Origin of the sequence: Methylobacterium variabile, assembly GCF_001043975.1 — a bacterium.
Taxonomy (GTDB): Bacteria; Pseudomonadota; Alphaproteobacteria; order Rhizobiales; family Beijerinckiaceae; genus Methylobacterium; species Methylobacterium variabile.
The window spans coordinates 1-18,474 of the sequence record NZ_LABY01000241.1 but is presented as its reverse complement, the minus strand read 5'-3'; the positions used below and the strand labels follow the sequence as shown (position 1 = coordinate 18,474).

The following is an 18,474-nucleotide window of genomic DNA, read 5'->3' as shown; positions in this document are numbered from 1 at the left end:
CGACTCGTCGGGCGAGAAGCACAGGCCGTTCGGCCCGGCGAGGTCGGTCGCGACGGCCTCGAGCGCGCCGGTCGCCGGATCGAGGCGGTAGACGTTCTGCGGCAGTTCGGGCGCGGCCCGCTCGCCCTCGTAGTTGCCGAGGATGCCGAAGGGCGGGTCGGTGAACCAGACCGCGCCGTCGGAGGCCACCACCACGTCGTTCGGCGACGGGCGCTACCTCCTGTGGAGCGACATCCCGAACAACCGCATCCTGCGCTACGACGAGGAGAGCGGCGCGGTCTCGGTCTTCCGCAAGCCGTCGAACTTCGCCAACGGCAACACCCGCGACCGGCAGGGCCGCCTCGTCACCTGCGAGCACGGCGGACGGCGGGTGACGCGCACCGAGTACGACGGCGCCGTCACGGTGCTGGCCGATGCTTTCGAGGGCAAGCGCCTCAACTCGCCGAACGACGTGGTGGTGGCCTCCGACGGCGCGGTCTGGTTCACCGACCCGCCCTTCGGCATCCTCGGCAACTACGAGGGCGAGCGGGCCGCGCCCGAACTGCCGCAGAACGTCTACCGCCTCGATCCGGCGACCGGCGCGCTCGAGGCCGTCGCGACCGACCTCGCCGGGCCGAACGGCCTGTGCTTCTCGCCCGACGAGTCGATCCTCTACCTCGTCGAGTCGCGCGCGCAGCCGAACCGCCGCATCCTCGCCTTCGACGTCACGGGCGCGCGCCTGACCAACCAGCGCGTCCACATCGACGCCGGCCCCGGCACGCCGGACGGGTTCCGCTGCGACACCGACGGCAACCTCTGGTGCGGCTGGGGCATGGGCGACGACGCCCTCGACGGGGTGATGGTCTACAACCCGGAGGGCCGCCTGATCGGCCGCATCCGGCTGCCCGAGCGCTGCGCCAACCTCTGCTTCGGCGGCCGCCACCGCAACCGGCTGTTCATGGCGGCGAGCCAGTCCCTCTACGCGGTCTACGTCGATGCGCAGGGAGTGGCCGGGGGGTGAGGGCTCGCCGCTCGCGACTCACTGGGACGATACTGGCGAGTCCGGCGCGCGGGCTGTAGCCTGGGCAGCAATCGGCGGATCTGCACGCGAGAGAGGCCTCGGTTCCTATCCTTTCCGGACCCGGAAAGGGGTAAGGCCGACGAGGAGCGGTCCCCTGTCCGGCAAGTCCGGCCGCAGTTGTCGCGCACCGCGGGCGAGCGGCGGCCTCGCCCGCTTGGATTCTTTGGTCCGCCGCAGGGTCCCGTCGCGAACCCTGCCGAGGGCGGCGCGCAGTCGCGCGCCGCTCCCACCTCACGATGCTCTAGCGCCGCCCCGCCGCCACCAGGCACAGCAATTCGAACAGCACCTGCGCGCCGCACTGCGCCGTGTTGCTCGTCGGGTCGTATTGCGGCGCCACCTCGACCACGTCGCCGCCGACCACGTCGAGGCCGGCGAGGCCGCGCAGCAGTTCCAGCACCTCGCGCGGCGTGAGCCCACCCATCTCGGGCGTGCCGGTGCCGGGGGCGAAGCCGGGGTCGAGGCTGTCGACATCGAAGGAGACGTAGGTGGGACCGTCGCCCGCGACCTCCCGGGCGCGGGCGATCACCGCGGGCAGGCCGAGATGCGGCACCTCCTCGGCGTGGATCACGGTCATGCCCGAGACGTACGAGAACTCCCACAGGTACTCGGCGCCGCCGCGGATGCCGATCTGGATCGTGCGCGCGGGGTCGAGCACGCCGTCGAGCACCGCCTGGCGGAAGGGACCGCCGTGGTGGAACTTCGAGCCCTCGTAGACGCCGCCGGTGTCGCAATGGGCGTCGATGTGGATCATCCCGACCGGGCGCTCCGCGCCGACCGCCCGCAGGGTCGCGCGGCTGATCGAGTGGTCGCCGCCGACCGCGAGCGGGACGACGCCGGCCTTCACCACGGTGGCGAAGAACGCCTCGATGTCCTCGTGGCAGCTCTCGAGGGAGAAGCGGCTGCGGAACGGCACGTCGCCGATATCCGCGACCTTCAGCTCCGCCGCCGGCGTGATCCGCAGCACGTGCTCGTAGGGGCCGACGCGCTCGACCGCCCGCACCGCCCGCGGCCCGTGGCGGGCGCCGGCCCGGTTGGTCACGCCGAGATCCATCGGCACGCCGATCAGCGCCACGTCAAGGCCGCCGAGATCGGGCAAGGTCGCGGCCTCGGGGCGGAACGGCAGGCCGAGGAAGGTCGCCGGGTCGGCGAAGGGCCACTTGCGCCGGTCGCTCTCGCTGAATTGCTGGGCTGCCGCCCGGGCGAAGTCCGGATCGTCGATGTCGCCCCCGGTGGCATCGAGGTAGCGGGCGCGCAGGGCCGCGAGCTTGGCCTGATCCATGGACGCTCCGGGACGGTCTGGCCCACGACACAACCACCGCGGGCGCGGCACTCGGGGGGTCGGCCCCGTGCGGAGCCCCGGCGCGTCCGGCGTGCCCTCGGCCCGCGCCGCCCGGCCGCGACTCAAGCGCAGCCCGGCCATGCTGGCAAGCCCGTTGTCCGGGCGGGCCCGGACGGTCCAGGAATCGATGCCTGCGCGGTCCATCCCGCGGGGGACCGATCGACCCGAGCCCGGAACGCTCCCCACCGTCGTTCCCCCGCTCGCCTCCCGAGACAAAGGCCGCCGCGCATGGGCGAACACCTCCTCGACGCCGCCCGCCGCCGTCCCGCCGCGATGGCCTGAGCGATCCCGTGCGCTTTCCCCTCGCGCCGGCCTGGCCGGGCGTCTGGCTCCTGGCCGGCGCGCATTTCCTCGCCTTCGCGGACCGGTTCATCGCCGCGCTGGTCGCCCCGGCGATCAAGGCGGATCTGCGCCTGAGCGATTTCGAGCTCGGCCTCGCCCAGGGCACCGCCTTCGTGGCGGCCTACACCGCCGGCTCGCTCCTGGCCGGTCCTCTGGTCGACCGCGTCCACCGCCCGCGCCTGATCGCCGCCTGCGTCCTGGTGTGGAGCGTGGCCTCCCTGGCCTGCGGCTTGGCGACGGATCTCGGGGAGCTGGTCCTCGCCCGTCTGCTGCTCGGCCTCGGCCAGGCGGCGCTCACCCCTGCCGCCCTCGCGCTCATCGCCGCCCGCCAGCCGCGGGACCAGATCGGGCTCGGGGTCTCGCTCTACACCGCCGGCGCCACCCTGGGACGCGGGACGGCGCTGGTTCTCGGCGGCGGGCTCCTCGCCCTGCTGCCGGCGGCGGTCCCGGTTGGCGCAGGCAGCCCGGTCGCGGCCTGGCGGGTGCTCTTCCTGCTGAGCGTCCTGCCGAGCCTCGTCCTCGCGGTCCTGCTCCTGCGCATGACCGATCCCGGTCGCGGCGGTCCGCGGCCGGCAGGCGGGCGGGCGCGGCTCGGGCCCTGGCTCGCCCGGCATGCCGGCCGCTACGCCGCCCTGACCCTCGGCGGGGCCGCCGTCACCCTGGTGGTCCAGACCACCAACGCCTGGGCGGTGATGCTCCTCGTGCGCCGCTTCGAGCTGCCGCTGTCATCGGCCGGCGTGCTGTTCGGCCTCGTCGTGGCCGTGGCCTCGCCGCTCGGCCAGTTCACCGGCGGCCGCCTCCTCGACGGCCGGGGGCGGGAGCGCCTGCCGGGCGGGACGCTGCTCCTCGCCGCCCTGATCGGCACGCTCCCCCTCGCCGCGACCGCGTGCCTGACGGACCACCTCGCCGTCGGGCTCGTCGCCCTCGCGGCGATGGTCTTCGGCCTCGGCATCGGCTCGGTCGCGACGCTGGCGGGCCTGCAGATCATGACGCCGCGCCCGCTGCGGGGCCGCGTCACCGCGCCGTTCATGGCCTGCATCACCCTGGCGGGGTTCGGACTCGGCCCGCCGCTGGTCGGTCTGCTGGCGGACCGCGTCTTCGGCGAGGCCGGGCTCGGCCGCGCCCTGCTGGCGACGAGCGCCATGGCCTACGCAGTGGGAATTATTGCCTTGATGAGGGGCTTGCACTACGTCAGGCGGGCCACCCTGACGCGAAGGGCACGGGCCGTCCGCTGAGGGTTGCGCGAGCGCGATGGACACGATCACCCTCAACCCGGACCTCACCGAGGACGAGGCCTTCGAGGCCTACCGCGCGCTCTACAGCGGCGGCGCCGACGTCGAGCGCCTGCCGGGCCCCCTGCGAACCGAGGTCGTCGCCCACCGGCTCCCGCGGATGCTGGTCTTCGACCGCCGCCTGGCCGGCGTCGCGCACGCACGCAGCCCGCGCCGGGTCGCCCGCGACGGCTTCGACCACATCACCCTCCACCTCGTCCTCTCCGGCAGCCTGATGCTGGAGGTCCCCGACGCTATCCGCCGGATCGAGGCAGGAAGCCTGGCCCTGTTCGACCTCACACGGCCCCAGCGCACCTGGACCGACGGGGCGCGCGTCGTCACCGCCGCCGTCGCCCGCGACCGCCTCGACCCGCGGGCGCTGGACGGCCTCGACCTGCACGGCCTGGTGCTCGGCCCGCCCGAGGCCGGTCTCCTGATCGACCTCGTGCGCTCCCTTGCCGCCCGCGCGGCGGCACTGACTCCGGATCTCGCCGGCGCCGCGACGGATTCGCTCGGCCTCATGCTCGGCGCGACCTTGGCCTCCCTGCGCGACCGCTCCATGCTGCCCCCGCCACCCGTCGCCGCCGGGCGCGCCCGCGCCCGGGCGATCGCCTATATCGAGCAGCATCTCGGGGATCGCGGCCTGACCGCCACGGTGATCGCGGAGGGCGCCGGGGTGTCGCGCAGCGTGCTCTACCGGCTGTTCGAGCCGGCGGGCGGCGTGGCGCGCTACGTGCAGCAGCAGCGCCTCGCGCGCCTGCGCCGCGCCCTGTCCCGGGCCGGCGACGATCGCACGGTCGACGAGCTGGCCGCCGTGGCCGGCTTCACCTCCCCGAGCCATGCCGGCCGCCTGTTCCGTGGGACGTTCGGTGTCCCGCCCGGTGAGTATCGCCGCAGCCTGCGCGTCCGGTCCAATCCGACAGGGGGTCCGCGCCAGCTCCCCGGCGAAGGCGCGCCGAGCGGCTTGGTGGCCTGGCACGGCGAACTGCTCTGAGTGCAGGGACTGAGCAGTCGCAGCACCGCCCGAGCCGGCGCGGGGAGAAGGATCCTCCGGCATGCTGGAGCAAGATTCGGGGACGCGGGGACATGGCAGCGCCCGTACGTCCGCAGTAGATCTGCGGGGGACGACGACACAGGGACACCGCTCCGGACATCTGGAGGTAGACAAGCCGCGTCACTGCAGCGTCGTCGCGTTGTCCGGCGAACAGAATGAATGGTGCAGGGGATCAACGCAGCAACGACACTCTGTGCGACCGGTTCGAAATTCAGAAAGAGCCAAAATAAGGCACAATAACGCGCAATAATGAAATGACATCAACACCGTCATTAATTAATCATATGAATAAAACTTCCATTCAACACTAATGCGATAGATGAAATCTTGAATATTATTGCAAAGCAAGCTGCCCCAACGACATCAGTCGACAAGGCCCTGCTCAAGGTCAGCGCTCAGAAGGCATCCCGGAGCGGTACTGCAAGGAAGGGCCCCTGCCCCAGGCCGGCTTCTCGCTGGTGTAGCCAGCCGACGACCAGACCGCGTCGGCTGGGGCGTGACGCCCGCCACGAGCCCGATGAGCGGCGAGGCCAATCTCATCGGGCGGAGCATGCCGCGTCGCGCGTCCATTCGCTGCCGGACGATCGTCCGCCGGAAGCGATCGTCCGGATCGCGTGTCAGGCGCTGCGCTTGCGACCGCGCGCGGCCGGCTTCGCCTCGGCGACCGGCGCCTTCACGACCGCGTCGGACGCGGCGCGCTTGGCCGCCGCGGCGACGTTGCGGCCCCGGCCGAGGCCGATGCTCTTGGCGAGCTCGGAGCGCTGGGCGGCGTAGTTGGCCGCGACCATCGGATAGTCATGCGGCAGGCCCCACTTGCGCCGGTACTCCTCGGGGGTGAGCCCGCGGGTCGAGAGGTGGCGCTTCAGCGACTTGTACTGCCGGCCGTCCTCGAGGCTGATCAGGTAGTCCGGGGTCACCGTCTTCTTGATCGGCATCAGCGGCGTCAGCTTCTCCGGCTCGGCGGCGGCCGGCCGGCCGAGGGAGACGAAGGCGCTGTGCACGGTGCCGATCAGGCCGGCCAGGTCGGCGGCCGGAACGGAGTTGTTGGCCACGTAGGCCGATACGACGTCGGCGGCGAGGGCGACGAAATCGACCTCCTGGACCAGATTTTCTTGCGACACGGATAATCGTCCTAATTTTACGCACCCGCTTCCACGGGCATAGACGCGATATCGGTCATTGCGTCCCGGTTTCAACCCATCTTGAGATATTCGACCCTGATTTTCCCACAGATGCTTTGGATAATCGGGCATCCTTCGCGGCGCACGGAGGTGGTCCATGAGGTCTGGAGACTCACGCGAGCCTTGCGCGCGGTCAGGGCTACTGGCAACCAACTCTGGCCAGACGACCCGGCGAGGCCGCCGGGGCGCGGGATGCTCGGGTGCTGCAGGGTCACCGGCGCGGTTCTGGCTGCCTGGGCCCGGACTGCCGGCCTTTCCCCGGCACCGGACTTCCTCTAACGCCGGCTGACGATCGGCGAGTGCCGCCCATGCCCTTCAACTCCCTGCCGTTCCTGCTTCTGTTCCTGCCGGTGGCGCTCGGGCTGCACGCCCTCTGCGTCGCCCGGCGGCCGCGCTGGCGCGTCGCCTGGCTCGCGGTCCTGTCCTTCGCCTTCTACGGCTGGTGGGACCTTCGCTTCGTGCCGCTCCTCGCCGGCTCCGTCGCGCTCAACTGGCTCGCCGGGGAAGCCTGGCACCGCAGCGGGCGCGGGGCCGTACTGACCGGAGCCATCGTCCTCGACCTCGGGCTGCTCGGCCTGTTCAAGTATCTCGGGTTCTTCGCCGGGCTCGCCGACCTTTTTACCGGCGCCGCGCCGCCGCTCGTGTCGCTGGCGCTGCCGCTGGGCATCTCGTTCTTCACCTTCCAGCACATCGCCTACCTGGTCGATCTGCGGCGCGGCACGGCGGAGCGGATGACGCTCTCCGAGTACGCCATCTACGTCGCGTTCTTCCCCCGGGTGATCGCCGGGCCTCTGGTGCGCCCGTCCGAGCTGGTGGGGCAGCTGCGCGCGCCCGAACCCGCCTCGGACGATCGCGCCGCCCGCGGCGTGATGCTGCTGACCGCGGGCCTCGCCAAGAAGGTGTTTCTCGGCGACGGGCTCGGCACCTTCGTCGACCCGGTCTGGGCCGCCGCGGCGGCGGGCGGGCAACCGGACTTCGCGGCGGCGGCGCAGGCGACGGTCGGCTACGCCCTCCAGCTCTACTTCGACTTCTCGGGCTACACCGACATGGCGCTCGGCCTCGCGCTGCTGTTCGGCATCAGCCTGCCCGACAACTTCCGGGCGCCGTACCGGGCGGTCTCGATCCAGGACTTCTGGCGGCGCTGGCACATCACCCTGTCGTCCTTCCTGCGCGACTACCTCTACATCCCGTTCGGCGGCAGCCGGCACGGTCTGGCCGTGCAGCTGCTCGCGCTCCTCGCCACCATGACGCTCGGCGGGCTGTGGCACGGGGCGGGCCTCACCTTCGTGGCCTGGGGCGCGGCGCACGGGGTCGCGCTCGGCCTGCACGTCCTGTGGCGCCGCGCCGGCCTCGCGATTCCGGACCTCTGCGGCTTCATCGCGACGCTCGCCTTCGTCTGCCTCGCCTGGGTGCTGTTCCGGGCGCCGGATTTCGGTACCGCGCTCTCGGTCTATCGCGGCCTCGCCGGCCTCGGCGGCGAGACGATGGGCGGTACGGCCTGGTTCTGGCCGCTGGCGGCCGGCGCCGCGGCCCTGGCGATCCTCGGGCCGACCGCCCGCGAGGCGGTCGAGGCCGTCGTCCCGCGGAGCTGGGCCGCCGCCGCGACGGCCGCGGTGCTGGCCCTGGTCCTGCTCCAGGTCGGCAACGACGCCAACCAGGCTTTCATCTATGCGCGCTTCTGAGGCCCTGGCCCGCCGCTACCTGGTCCTGACCGGGGCGATGCTGGCGCTCCTCGTCGCCGTCGTGGCCGGGCGGGTGATCTGGTTCGACGCCTACTGGATCTTCCGCGCCAACCCGCCCTGGCGCGCGGAGACCGGCGGCAACAGCCGCCTGCTCGATCGCCAGACCCGCCGGGCCAAGGTGCTGCAGGCGCTGACGCGCTCCTACGACCTCGCGCTCATCGGCAGCTCGACGGTCTATCACGGCCTCGACCCGGACGACGTCGAGGCGGTGGCGCCGGGCCACGTGTTCAACGCCGGCATCTCGGCGCTGATCGCGACGGAGTTGCCGGTGATCGCCGCCGTGGTGGCAGCGCGGGCCCCGGCGCGGGCAACCATCGGGCTCGACTACTACATGTTCTCGCGCCCGAGCGTGCCGGTGCATCTCGACGAGGCGCTCGCCACCCCGAGCGGGCGGCTCGCGGCGCTGATGGGCAGCATTCTCGGCCGCTACGCCCTGGAGGACAGCCGGCTCGCGGCGGTGGCAGGGAACGAGGACCCGGGCGCCTGGACCCGCGCGGGCTTCCGCCAGACCCCGCCCCTGCCCGCGGCGCTGACCCTCGAGAACGACGCCACCCGCCGGCGCACCACCGCGCCGTTCCGGCCCGAGACCCTGGACGGCCTCGCCCTCGCCCTCGATCGGCTCTCCGGCATCGACCTCGCGGTCTACCTCTCGCCGGTGAGCGACGCGCAGCGACGGGTGCTCGCGGATCTCGGCCTCACCGACGACTTCCTCCGGTGGCGCGAGGCGGTGATCCGCCTCGGGGCCGCCCACGGCCGGCCGGTCCTCGACCTCACGGGCCTCGGGACGCCGTATCCGTTCGATCCCGCCGCCGGCTCGACCGAGGCTTGGCTCGACAACCTGCACTACACGCCGGTGATCGGCCGTCAGGTGCTGGCGCGGCTGGGATTACGTGGGCCAGGCGCCGCCGTGACCAACCGTTGAGGCTCGCGGGCCAGTCGCGACGCGCCCGCCTTTTACAGTTCACAGGCTCATCCCGAGGCTCGCCGAAGATGGGAGTCCGGGGTGCCGATGGAGATTGACGATCGTGCGGCCCGAAGCGAACGCCCGGTGAGCGCCCCCCGCCCCCCTGCCCCGCCGGCGAAGGCCTCGGGCCTGCGGCGCCACCGTGCCCTGCTGGCACGGCTCGCCGGCGGGCCGGCGCCCGAGGCGGTAATCCTCGGCGATTCGCTCGCCGCCGGCTGGCCCGGGCCGGACCTCGAGGCAGCGACCGGCTGCCCCACGCTCAATCTCGGCCTGCCCGGCGACCGGGTGCAGACCACCCGCTGGCGCCTCGCCGCGCTGGCGGCGTTCGCCATCAGGCCCCGCCTCGCCGTGACGATGGTCGGCACCAACAGCTTCGCGGACGGCGACGGCGAGACGCGCGTCATCGCCGGCCTCGCCGCCCTGCTGGCGGCACTGCGGGCCGCCTGGGCGCCGCCGGTGATCGTGCTGGCCACGGTGCCGTGGCGCGAGAGCCCGCCGGGGCGCAGCGAGGCCGACCGCCTCGCCCTCAACGCCGCCCTCGCCGACCTGGCGGACCGCGAGGCCTTGCTCCTCCTCGACTGCGACGCCGCCCTCGGGCCAGACCACGCCGCTGGTCTCGAGGCCGACCGGCTCCACCTCAACGCCTGCGGCTACGCCGCCCTGAGCGGCGCCCTCGCGGCGCTCGTGCGGGGTGCGTGAATTCCGCGCCTCGCCCGCGACTGTCATCGGACCGTCATGACAGCAGCGGACACGCAGGCCCGATCCGAGACGCAGGAGCCCCGCCCGATGGACTTCCACCGCCGCTTCACCGTGCTGATGTGCACGCCGGCCTTCGACCCGGACGACCTGGAGGGCGCCCGCGTCAACCAGATCGTCGCGGCGGTCGAGGGGCGCGGCTTCGAGGTGGTGCGGGCGCGGCGGGTCGAGGACGCGGCGATCGCGGTCCAGACCGACGCGGCGGTCGGCTGCCTGGTGGTGGACTGGGGCAAGCGCGGCCTCGACGGCAAGGCGGCGGCGCTCATCGACATGATGCGCAAGCGCGGCCTCGAGATGCCGATCGTCATCATGGTCCGGCGCAAGCGCCTGGAGGACATCCCGGTCGAGCTGCTCGACTTCATCGACGGCTACATCTTCCTCGCCGAGGAGACGCCGGAATTCATCGCCCGCGGCCTCGTCAGCCGCGTGACGCAGTACGCCGAGACCCTGAAGACCCCGTTCTTCGGCGCGCTCGTCGACTACGCCGAGAAAGGCAACCAGCTCTGGACCTGCCCGGGCCACAACGGCGGCATCTTCTACAACCGCTCGCCGATCGGCCGCATCTTCGTCGAGCATCTCGGCGAGGCGATCTTTCGCGATGACCTCGACAACTCGGTCCTCGACCTCGGCGACCTCCTGACCCACGAGGGCCCCGCCCTCAAGGCGCAGAAGGAGGCGGCCCAGATCTTCGGGGCAGAAAAAACCTACTTCGTGCTGAACGGCACCTCGGCCTCGAACAAGATCGTCCTGTCCTCGCTCGTCGCCGAGGACGACCTGGTGCTGTTCGACCGCAACAACCACAAGGCGGCGCATCACGGCGCGCTGTTCCTCGGCGGCGGCATCCCGATCTTCCTGGAGACCGACCGCAACGCCTACGGGCTGATCGGCCCGATCTTCCACGAGGCGCTGGACGAAGCGAAGATCCGCCAGAAGATCCGCGACAACCCGCTCGTCAAGGACCGCGAGGCGTGGCGCCGGGAGCGCCCGTTCCGCGTCGCGGTGATCGAGCAGTGCACCTATGACGGCACGATCTACGACGCCCGCGAGATCGTCGCGAAGATCGGACACCTCTGCGACTACATCCTGTTCGACGAGGCTTGGGCCGGCTTCATGAAGTTCCATCCCCTGTTCCAGGGCCGCTACGCCATGGGGCTGACCGGGCTCGACGAGACCTCGCCCGGCATCATCGCGACGCAATCGACCCACAAGCAGCTCGCGAGCTTCTCCCAGGCGTCGCAGATCCACACCAAGGACGGCCACATCCGCGGACAGACAAGGCGGGTGGAGCACCGGCGCCTCAACGAGAGCTTCCTCGTCCACGCCTCGACCTCGCCGTTCTACCCCCTCTTCGCCTCCCTCGACGTCGGCGCCCAGATGATGAAGGGGCGCTCCGGCATGATCCTGTGGGACGACACGATCCGGCTCGGCATCGAGTGGCGCAAGAAGGTGCGGGCGATCCGCAAGGAGTTCGAGGAGAACGAGCGCGACCCGAAGCGGCGCTGGTTCTTCGACCCCTTCGTGCCCGACCTGGCGACGGGAGCGGGCGGCGCCGAGGTGGCGTGGGAGAGCCTGCCGACCGACGAGCTCGCCTCGGACCCGCGGCACTGGGAGCTGAAGCCGGGTGCGGGCTGGCACGGCTTCACCCACGTGGCGCCCGGCTACGCCATGACGGATCCGAACAAGCTCACGGTGCTCACCCCCGGCTTCGACCGGCGGACCGGCGAGTACACCGAGCACGGCGTGCCGGCTCCGATCGTCGCCCAGTACCTGCGCGAGAACCGCATCGTCCCGGAGAAGAACGACCTCAACTCGCTGCTCTTCCTGCTGACGCCGGGCGTCGAGTCCTCGAAGGCCGGCACGCTGATCTCAGGGTTGGTCGCCTTCAAGCGCCTGCACGACGACAACGTGCTGCTCGAGGAGGCGATGCCCGAGTTCGTCCGGCGCCGGCCGCAGCGCTACGGCGGGGTGCGCCTGCGCGACCTCTGCGCCGACTACCACACCTTCCACCGGCAATCCGGCACCTCGGGCCTGCAGCGCAAGCAGTTCGCCCCCGAGCACCTGCCCGAGATGGTGATGCCGCCGAAGGCCGCCGCGCAGATGCTCACCCGCAACAACGTCGACTTCGTGCCGATCGCCGAGGCCGAGGGGCGGGTCGCCACGACGCTGATGCTGGTCTACCCGCCCGGCATCGGCACGGTCCTGCCGGGCGAGCGGCTCGACGAGCGGGCCAAGCCCATGCTCGACTACTTCAAGATGTTCGAGGCCGCCGCCAACCTGTTTCCCGGTTTCGAGGCCGAGATCCAGGGCGTCTACCGCCAAGTCGAGCCGGACGGGCGCATCCGCTTCTACACCTACGTGCTGCGGGAGGGGCGCTGATGGAGTCGGTGGCCGCGCAGCCCGGGATCGTGATCCGCCCGTCCACGGATGCGGACGTGGCGGCGATGATCGAGATCTACGAGCACCACATCCGCCACGGGGTGGGCGACACCGGCGACTTCGAGGAGGACCGGCTCCGGCCGGACGACCTCAAGCGCCGGCGCAAGAACATGCGCTCGAAGCGCCTGCCCCACCTCGTGGCCGAGCGCCACGGCGTGGTGGCGGGCTACGCCTACGCGGTGCCGTTCCGCAAGCGCCCGGCCTACCGCTACACCCTCAAGCACTCGATCTACGTTCATGCCGGCCACCTCCACGCCGGCATCGGCCGACGCCTGCTGCCGGCCCTGATCGAGGCCTGCGCCGCCGGCGGCTACCGCCAGATGATCGGCTACATCGACGCCGAGAACGAGGCGTCCTTGCGCCTGCACGAGGCCTGCGGCTTCACCCGCGTCGGCCACCTGCCGGCGGTGGCCTACCGCCACGGCCGCTGGGCAGACAGCGTGATGGTGCAGTGTCCGCTCGGCACCGGAGCGTCGGACCAGCCGTCGACCTGGCGCCAGGAGGCGGTGGCGCAGGAGGCACGGGCGCCGCTGCCGATGGCGTGAGGGGATTGGTCGGCTCCCATCGATCGCTCGACGGGAACATCGGATCTCCATCGTCATTCCGGGGCCGCGCAGCGGAGCTCGGAATGACCCTATGGACTTCAATTCCTCTGCAGGTTGATCGGCAATGGTAAGCCTGCAAAGCGCTCACCCCGGTACCACCGGTGTCTTGCCCCCCGGCAATCCCGCCAGAACCGACTCGTCGATGTCGAGATGCGCCCGCACCAGGGCGTGCGGGGTCAGCGTCATCCACTGGTTCAGCGACACGTCGGCATAGACCGGGCTGCGGAAGAGCTCGAGGAAGCGCAGGGGCGTCATGCCGGTGTTCTCGATGTAGTGCCCCATCGCGAACGGCACGTAGCCGACGTCGCCGGCCTGGTAGTCGAAGGTGCGGGCCTTCGATTCCGAGCCGAACACCGTCATCCGGCCTTGCCCCGAGAGGTAGTACTGCCACTCGTCGCCGTTGGGGTGCCAGTGCAGCTCGCGCAACGCTCCGGGCTCCAGCTCAACGAGTGCCGCCGCGATGGTCTTTGAGGCGGGAAAGATCGTGGAATCGGTGATCCGGACGGTGCCGCCCCGCGTCGCGGTCGGCTGCTGCGCCAGCATCCGGTGGCTGAAGCTCTCCGGCACCGGTCCGGCGCCGCCGGTGCGGTCGCCGGCGAGCGGGCCCGGCATCGGCGCGGGAAAGATGTACTTCTCCTTCTCGGGCAGCCGGGCGAGCGCCGATTCGGGCACGCCGAAGTTCTTGGCCAGCACGTCGCGCGGCGTGTGGGCGAGCCAGTCGGTGATCAGGAAGGTCGAGTCTTCGGAGAAGTGCCCGTCGTCGAAGACGAGCAGGAACTCGCAACCGTCGACCTCGCTCTCCAAGCCCTGGATCGAGTGCGGGATGCCGGACGGGAAGTACCAGAGGTCGCCCTCGCCCACGTCGTCCACGAAGGTGCGGCCGGCCTGGTCGACGGCGGTGATGCGGGCGCGGCCCTTCAGCATGTAGGACCACTCGGCCTCCTTGTGCCAGTGCATCTCCCGGGCGACGCCGGCCTTCAGGCGCATGTTGACGCCGGCCATGGCCGTCGAGACTGGCAGCTCGCGCGTGGTGGTCTGCCGGGCCCAGCCGCCCTCCTCCAGCCGCATGTGGCTGTCGGTGAACGACCACTTGAGGTTCGGCATCGTGCCGTGGTCGGTTCTGGGCGGGGCCGTGGTGAAGGGCTCCTGCGCCTGCCGGGCCGGGTTGCGGGGCCCGAGGATGTCCGCACCGTCCTTGCCGCGAACCGGCGCGGGCCCGGGGGACGGGGGCGTCTGCGCATGGGCGGCGGTGCCGACCAAGCCGGCCGCCGCGGCGGCCAGCGTGTCACGGCGGGAGATGAGCGTCACGGGCGGTCTCCACCTCTGGCGGGGGCAAGAACGCACGACCCCGCATGGCGCCCGACAATGCCGCGCGCAGGGGCGGGTTCCTCGCGGTCGATCCTGCCTGCCGCCGCGCATCGGCAGCTTGCGGCGCGCTGGACTGGATGAAAACCGGCCTCTGCTTCGTGGGGGCGAGACAGATGCCGGTTGATCCGGGAGAAATCGGCGGAACGCCCCGGCGACGCTCGCGAAAGGTTGATCGACGCCGCCGCAGGCCCAACGTTGCGAAACGTTCCTCGTCAGGCTCTTGCCCCTCTCCCGAACGACTGAAGCGTCAGCGGAAAGAGATCCGGGACAGGGTGAAGAGCTTGGCTGGACTGTTGGTCCGGCAGGTTCCGGTCGCTGTCGTGTCCCGTTGTGCTGCAATCGGGCAGTGCTCTAGATCTTTGATTTTGCCGCATTTTCCGCGGCGAACCGGTATCACCTTCGTCGGGAAATGCTCTACGCTGCCTGCCAACCAGACATCGGCCTTGGGGGCCGGGAGGACGCGATGGGCGACGATCTCAAGGCCACGGCCGACGCACTCTTGCGGCGCGGGGTGGCGGAGGGCCCGCACCTCCCCGGCGTGGTCGCGATGGCGACCGACCGCGAGCGCACGCTCTACGCCGGCGCCGCCGGGCAGCGGGGCGAGGACGCGCCGATGACCACCGACACGGTCCTGGCGATCTTCTCCACCACCAAGGCCGTGACCGCCACCGCCGTGCTGCAGCTCGCCGAGGAGGGCCTTCTCGACCTCGACGCCCCGGCCAGCAGCTACGTGCCGGCCCTCGGCGAGGTCCAGGTGCTCGAGGGCTTCTCCGAGGACGGCTCCCTGCGCCTGCGCCCGCCGGCGCGCCCGGTCACCACCCGGATGCTGCTCCTGCACACGGCCGGCTTCGGCTACGACATCTTCAACGAATCGTACGCCCGGCTGATGCGCGAGAACAAGCGGCCGAGCGTGACGAGCGGCACCCGCGCCTCGCTGATGACCCCGCTGCTGTTCGATCCCGGGGAATCCTGGGAGTACGGCAGCAACATCGACTGGGCCGGCCAGGTCGTCGAGGCGGTCACGGGACAGCGCCTCGGGGCCGTGATGCGGGAGCGGATCTTCTCGGCCCTCGGCATGGACAGCACCGGCTTCGTGCTGACGCCCGCGATGCGGACCCGCCTCGCCCGGATGCATCAGCGCGGCGAGGACGGCGCGCTCAAGGTCATCGCCGGCTTCGAGCTGCCGCAGGAGCCGGAGGTCGAGATGGGCGGCCACGGGCTCTACTCCACCGCCGAGGACTACCTGCGCTTCATCCGGATGTGGCTCAACGACGGCGCCGGCCCGAACGGGCCGTTGCTGCGACCCGAGACCGTCGCGATGGCGGCGACGAACGGCCTCGGGCCGACGCTCAAGATCCGTACCCTGCCGGGGGTGAAGCGCCACCTCTCGCACGACGCCGAGTTCTTCCCCGGGATGCCGAAATCCTGGTCCCTGAGCTTCATGATCAACGACGAGGCGGCGCCGACCGGGCGCTCCGCCGGCTCGCTGGCCTGGGCGGGGCTCGCCAACCTGTACTTCTGGATCGACCGGACAGCCGGGATCGGCGGGTTCTGGGGCACGCAGCTCTTCCCCTTCGCCGATCCGGCCGCATTGGCGAATTTCGAGGCTTTCGAGACCGCCGTGTATCGGAGCCTCACGCCCCGATGAACACGCCGGCGATCGCGGCGCTCGTCAGGTTCGACAGGGTGCCGGCGAGGATCGCCCGCAGGCCGAACGCCGCGACCTCGGCCCGGCGCTCGGGCACGAGGCTGCCGAAGCTCGCGAGCTGGATCGCGATAGACGACAGGTTGGCGAAGCCGCACAGGGCGAAGCACAGGATCGCGGTGCTGCGGGGCCCGAGCTCGCCGCTCTTCAGCACCGGCGAGAGGTTGGCGTAGGCCAGGAACTCGTTGAAGGCGAGCTTCTGGCCGATGGCGCCGCCGACGAGCGTCGCCTGCTCCCACGGCACGCCGAGGAGCCAGGCGAGGGGCGCCAGGGCGACACCGAGCAGGCCCTCGATCGAGGCGCCGGGCGCGCCGACGAGGCCGCCCGCCAACCCCACGATCCCGTTCGCCAGCGCGATCAGGCCGACGAAGGCGATCAGCATGGCACCGACCGCGACGGCGACGGCGAGGCCCTTCTGGGTGCCGTCGGCGGCGGCCTCGATCACGTTGACGGCGCGGGTCTCGCCGAACTCGACCCGCATCGTCTTGACCCGGCTCGGCTCGGTCGAGGGCACCAGGATCTTTGCGTAGAGGAGCCCGCCGGGAATCGCCATGAACGAGGCGGCGATCAGGTAGGGCATCGGCACCCCGAGCGCCGCGTAGCCGGCGAGGATCGAGCCCGCGGTGGAGGCCGCCCCGCTCGTCATCACGGCAAAGAGCTCGGCGCCGGTGAGCAGCGCCAGGAACGGCCTGAGCGCCACGGCGATCTCGCTCTGCCCGATGAAGATCGTGATGACCGCCGAGAAGGTCTCGATGCGCGACGTGCCGAGCACCCGCTGGAGCGCCGCCCCGAGGCCCCGGGCGAGGGCCTGCATCAGGCCGAAATGGTACATCACCGCGATCAGGGCCGAGACGTAGATGATCTGCGGCAGCACCCGGAGCGCCAGCACGAAGCCGCTGCCGCCGAACAGCTCGAACATCTTCGGCTCGACGAGGCCGCCGAACAGGAACGCCACGCCCCTGTCGCCGTAGGAGAGGACCGCCTGCACCGCGTCGGCGAGGCCGGACAGGGCCGCGCTCCCGGCGGGCCAGAACAGCACCAGGGCACCGACGGCCACCTGCACGGCGAGCGCCGACAGCACCACCCGCGGGCGGATCGCCCGCCGGTTGGTGGAGAACAGCACCGCGACCGCGATGAGCAGCAAGATGCTGGCGGCGGCGTGGATCACTCGTTCCGGCATTCAGGCTCCCTCTTCGGCACCCTGGGCCGTCCCCGACGACGTCGAAGCAGGCTCACCGCAGGTGACGCGGCGCGCTCGCGAAGCGCGAGCGGCGCGCAACCGGGCACACCACTCGCCAGCAAGGCTGATGCCGCACCATTCAGTCCGCGTTCAAGCGCGGAGGTTCGTGGTGAGGCCACGCCTTGGTCCGGCCTCGAAGACAGGCGATCTCGCATCGAACCGTCGCGCGGGTTCGACGCCGCGGATCATCACCGAAACGGGAGGCAACGCCATGCCGCCGCTCCGACACGTCGTCCTCGCCCTCGCGGCGCTGGCGGGTCTCCTCGTCAGTGCCGTCCCCTCCGTCGCGGCCGAGCGGCGCGTCGCCCTCGTGGTCGGCAACGGCGCCTACCCGGGCGGGGCGCTCCCGACCGCGGCCAACGATGCCGGGCTCGTCGCCCAGACGCTGCAGGCGGCCGGGTTCGACGTCGTCGGTGCCCGCGACCTCGACGAGGATGCCCTGCGCCGCGCCCTGCGCGACTTCACCGACAAGGCCGCGGCGGCGGGACCGGACGCGGTCGCCTTCCTGTACCTCGCCGGCTACGGCCTGCAGCTCGAGAACGAGGCGTACTTCGCGCCCGTCGACGCCCGGATCGAGGCCGCTTCCGACGTGCCGCTCCAGGCCCTGCGGGTCTCGGACTACGTCAAGCGCCTCGCCGCCCTGCCGCTCAAGGCCCGGTTCGTGGTGCTGGACGCGGCGCGGCCCTCGCCGTTCCGGCCAAAGGGCGCTCCGCTCGCCGGCGGCCTGCCCCTGGTCGAGGCGGAGCCCGGCAGCCTGATCGCCACCAACGCCGCCCCGGGCACGGTCGGCCCGGTCGAGACCGGCCCCTACGGCGCCTACGCCCTGGCGCTCGTCGAGATGATCCGCGAGGGCGGCCTTTCCCCTGCCGCCCTATTCGAGCGGGTCCGCTTACGGGTGGCGGAAGCCACCCGCGGCGCCGCGGTGCCGTGGAGCGCCTCGCGCATCGAGGCGCCGTTCGTCTTCCTGGAGCGCGAGGCCGGGGCGCCGTCGCTCGCCGGATTCGCGCCGCCGGCCAAGCCGCTCGGCGAGATCGGGGCCCGGGAGGCCTACGCCGCCTGCCTCGGCCGCGACACCCTGCCGGCCTACGAGGAGTTCGTCGCCGCCTATCCGCGCGACCCGCTGGCGAAGCGCGTGCGGGCGATCATCGCGGCGCGGCGCGAGGCCCTGACCTGGCGGCGCAGCGCACTCGCCAACACGCCGGAGGCCTACTGGTCCTACCTCGCCCGCTATCCGCGAGGCCCCCATGCCTGGGACGCCCGCCGGCGCCTGTCGGCGCTCGCCGCCGCCTTCGAGCCGCCGCCGGACTACCGGATGCTCGCCTACGACGTGCCGCCGCCCCCGCCCGAGGAGGTGGTCTACGTCGAGCGACCGGCGCTCGTCCTCGACGATCCGGCCTACGGCCTGCCGCCC

13 protein-coding genes and 2 pseudogenes are annotated in these 18,474 nt (G+C 71.7%); 10 read left to right on the top strand and 5 right to left on the bottom strand.

Translation table 11 applies throughout. The features are described 5' to 3' along the window. Window positions 1-207 (bottom strand): annotated as a pseudogene (locus tag VQ02_RS36280) (SMP-30/gluconolactonase/LRE family protein); the annotation flags it as partial. Between VQ02_RS36280 and VQ02_RS28750 the strand changes: the two are divergent. Further along, window positions 200-1,000: pseudogene (locus VQ02_RS28750) on the top strand (SMP-30/gluconolactonase/LRE family protein); the annotation flags it as partial. The pseudogenes VQ02_RS36280 and VQ02_RS28750 overlap by 8 nt on opposite strands. A 301-nt stretch (window positions 1,001-1,301) precedes the next feature. On the opposite strand, the gene speB reads toward VQ02_RS28750, so the two are convergent. Further along, entirely contained in the window at window positions 1,302-2,339 is a 1,038-nt protein-coding gene (gene speB / locus VQ02_RS28745) for an agmatinase (RefSeq protein ID WP_048447670.1), read from the bottom strand. Between the two features lie 350 nt (window positions 2,340-2,689). Here speB and VQ02_RS28740 point away from each other — a divergent pair, with 350 nt between their 5' ends. Both VQ02_RS28740 and VQ02_RS28735 read left to right on the top strand, forming a co-directional pair. Continuing rightward, the gene (locus tag VQ02_RS28740) at window positions 2,690-3,976 is read left to right on the top strand and encodes an MFS transporter (protein ID WP_053080592.1); all 1,287 of its coding nucleotides are present in this window, start codon (window positions 2,690-2,692) and stop codon (window positions 3,974-3,976) included. A 16-nt stretch (window positions 3,977-3,992) separates the two neighbouring features. Continuing rightward, the gene (locus VQ02_RS28735; RefSeq protein WP_048447668.1) at window positions 3,993-5,006 is read left to right on the top strand and encodes a helix-turn-helix domain-containing protein; all 1,014 of its coding nucleotides are present in this window, start codon (window positions 3,993-3,995) and stop codon (window positions 5,004-5,006) included. A gap of 677 nt (window positions 5,007-5,683) precedes the next feature. Here VQ02_RS28735 and VQ02_RS28730 read toward each other — a convergent pair. After that, window positions 5,684-6,187 carry a Ros/MucR family transcriptional regulator gene (locus tag VQ02_RS28730; protein ID WP_048447667.1) on the bottom strand — a complete coding sequence of 168 codons (504 nt, stop codon included), beginning with the start codon at window positions 6,185-6,187 and terminating at the stop codon, window positions 5,684-5,686. 368 nt (window positions 6,188-6,555) lie between these two features. Between VQ02_RS28730 and VQ02_RS28725 the strand changes: the two genes are divergently transcribed. The 5 genes from VQ02_RS28725 to VQ02_RS28705 all read left to right on the top strand — a co-directional run bounded on the left by VQ02_RS28725 (window position 6,556) and on the right by VQ02_RS28705 (window position 12,690). After that, window positions 6,556-7,929 carry an MBOAT family O-acyltransferase gene (locus tag VQ02_RS28725; protein WP_048447666.1) on the top strand — a complete coding sequence of 458 codons (1,374 nt, stop codon included), beginning with the start codon at window positions 6,556-6,558 and terminating at the stop codon, window positions 7,927-7,929. Beyond that, window positions 7,916-8,911 carry a hypothetical protein gene (locus VQ02_RS28720; protein WP_048447665.1) on the top strand — a complete coding sequence of 332 codons (996 nt, stop codon included), beginning with the start codon at window positions 7,916-7,918 and terminating at the stop codon, window positions 8,909-8,911. Before VQ02_RS28725 ends, VQ02_RS28720 begins: the two co-directional genes overlap by 14 nt. A 126-nt stretch (window positions 8,912-9,037) precedes the next feature. Beyond that, complete coding sequence (locus tag VQ02_RS28715; protein WP_048447672.1) at window positions 9,038-9,652, top strand: GDSL-type esterase/lipase family protein; 615 nt, start codon at window positions 9,038-9,040, stop codon at window positions 9,650-9,652. An 87-nt stretch (window positions 9,653-9,739) separates the two neighbouring features. Then, entirely contained in the window at window positions 9,740-12,085 is a 2,346-nt protein-coding gene (locus VQ02_RS28710) for an Orn/Lys/Arg family decarboxylase (protein WP_048447664.1), read from the top strand. Continuing rightward, entirely contained in the window at window positions 12,085-12,690 is a 606-nt protein-coding gene (locus tag VQ02_RS28705; protein WP_048447663.1) for a GNAT family N-acetyltransferase, read from the top strand. The genes VQ02_RS28710 and VQ02_RS28705 overlap by 1 nt, the downstream gene beginning before the upstream one ends. A gap of 144 nt (window positions 12,691-12,834) precedes the next feature. Here the strand turns inward: VQ02_RS28705 and VQ02_RS28700 are convergent, their stop codons facing one another. After that, complete coding sequence (locus VQ02_RS28700) at window positions 12,835-14,058, bottom strand: oxalate decarboxylase family bicupin (RefSeq protein ID WP_048447662.1); 1,224 nt, start codon at window positions 14,056-14,058, stop codon at window positions 12,835-12,837. A gap of 523 nt (window positions 14,059-14,581) precedes the next feature. Between VQ02_RS28700 and acmB the strand changes: the two genes are divergently transcribed. Beyond that, complete coding sequence (gene acmB, locus VQ02_RS28695; protein WP_053080591.1) at window positions 14,582-15,766, top strand: methyl acetate hydrolase AcmB; 1,185 nt, start codon at window positions 14,582-14,584, stop codon at window positions 15,764-15,766. Here acmB and VQ02_RS28690 read toward each other — a convergent pair. Beyond that, on the bottom strand, window positions 15,753-17,003 hold the full coding sequence (locus tag VQ02_RS28690) for a NupC/NupG family nucleoside CNT transporter (protein WP_048447661.1): 1,251 nt from the start codon (window positions 17,001-17,003) through the stop codon (window positions 15,753-15,755). The genes acmB and VQ02_RS28690 overlap by 14 nt on opposite strands. Before the next feature lie 271 nt (window positions 17,004-17,274). Between VQ02_RS28690 and VQ02_RS28685 the strand changes: the two genes are divergently transcribed. After that, a partial coding sequence (locus VQ02_RS28685) for a caspase family protein (RefSeq protein ID WP_048447660.1) occupies window positions 17,275-18,474 on the top strand: 1,200 nt, incomplete at its 3' end.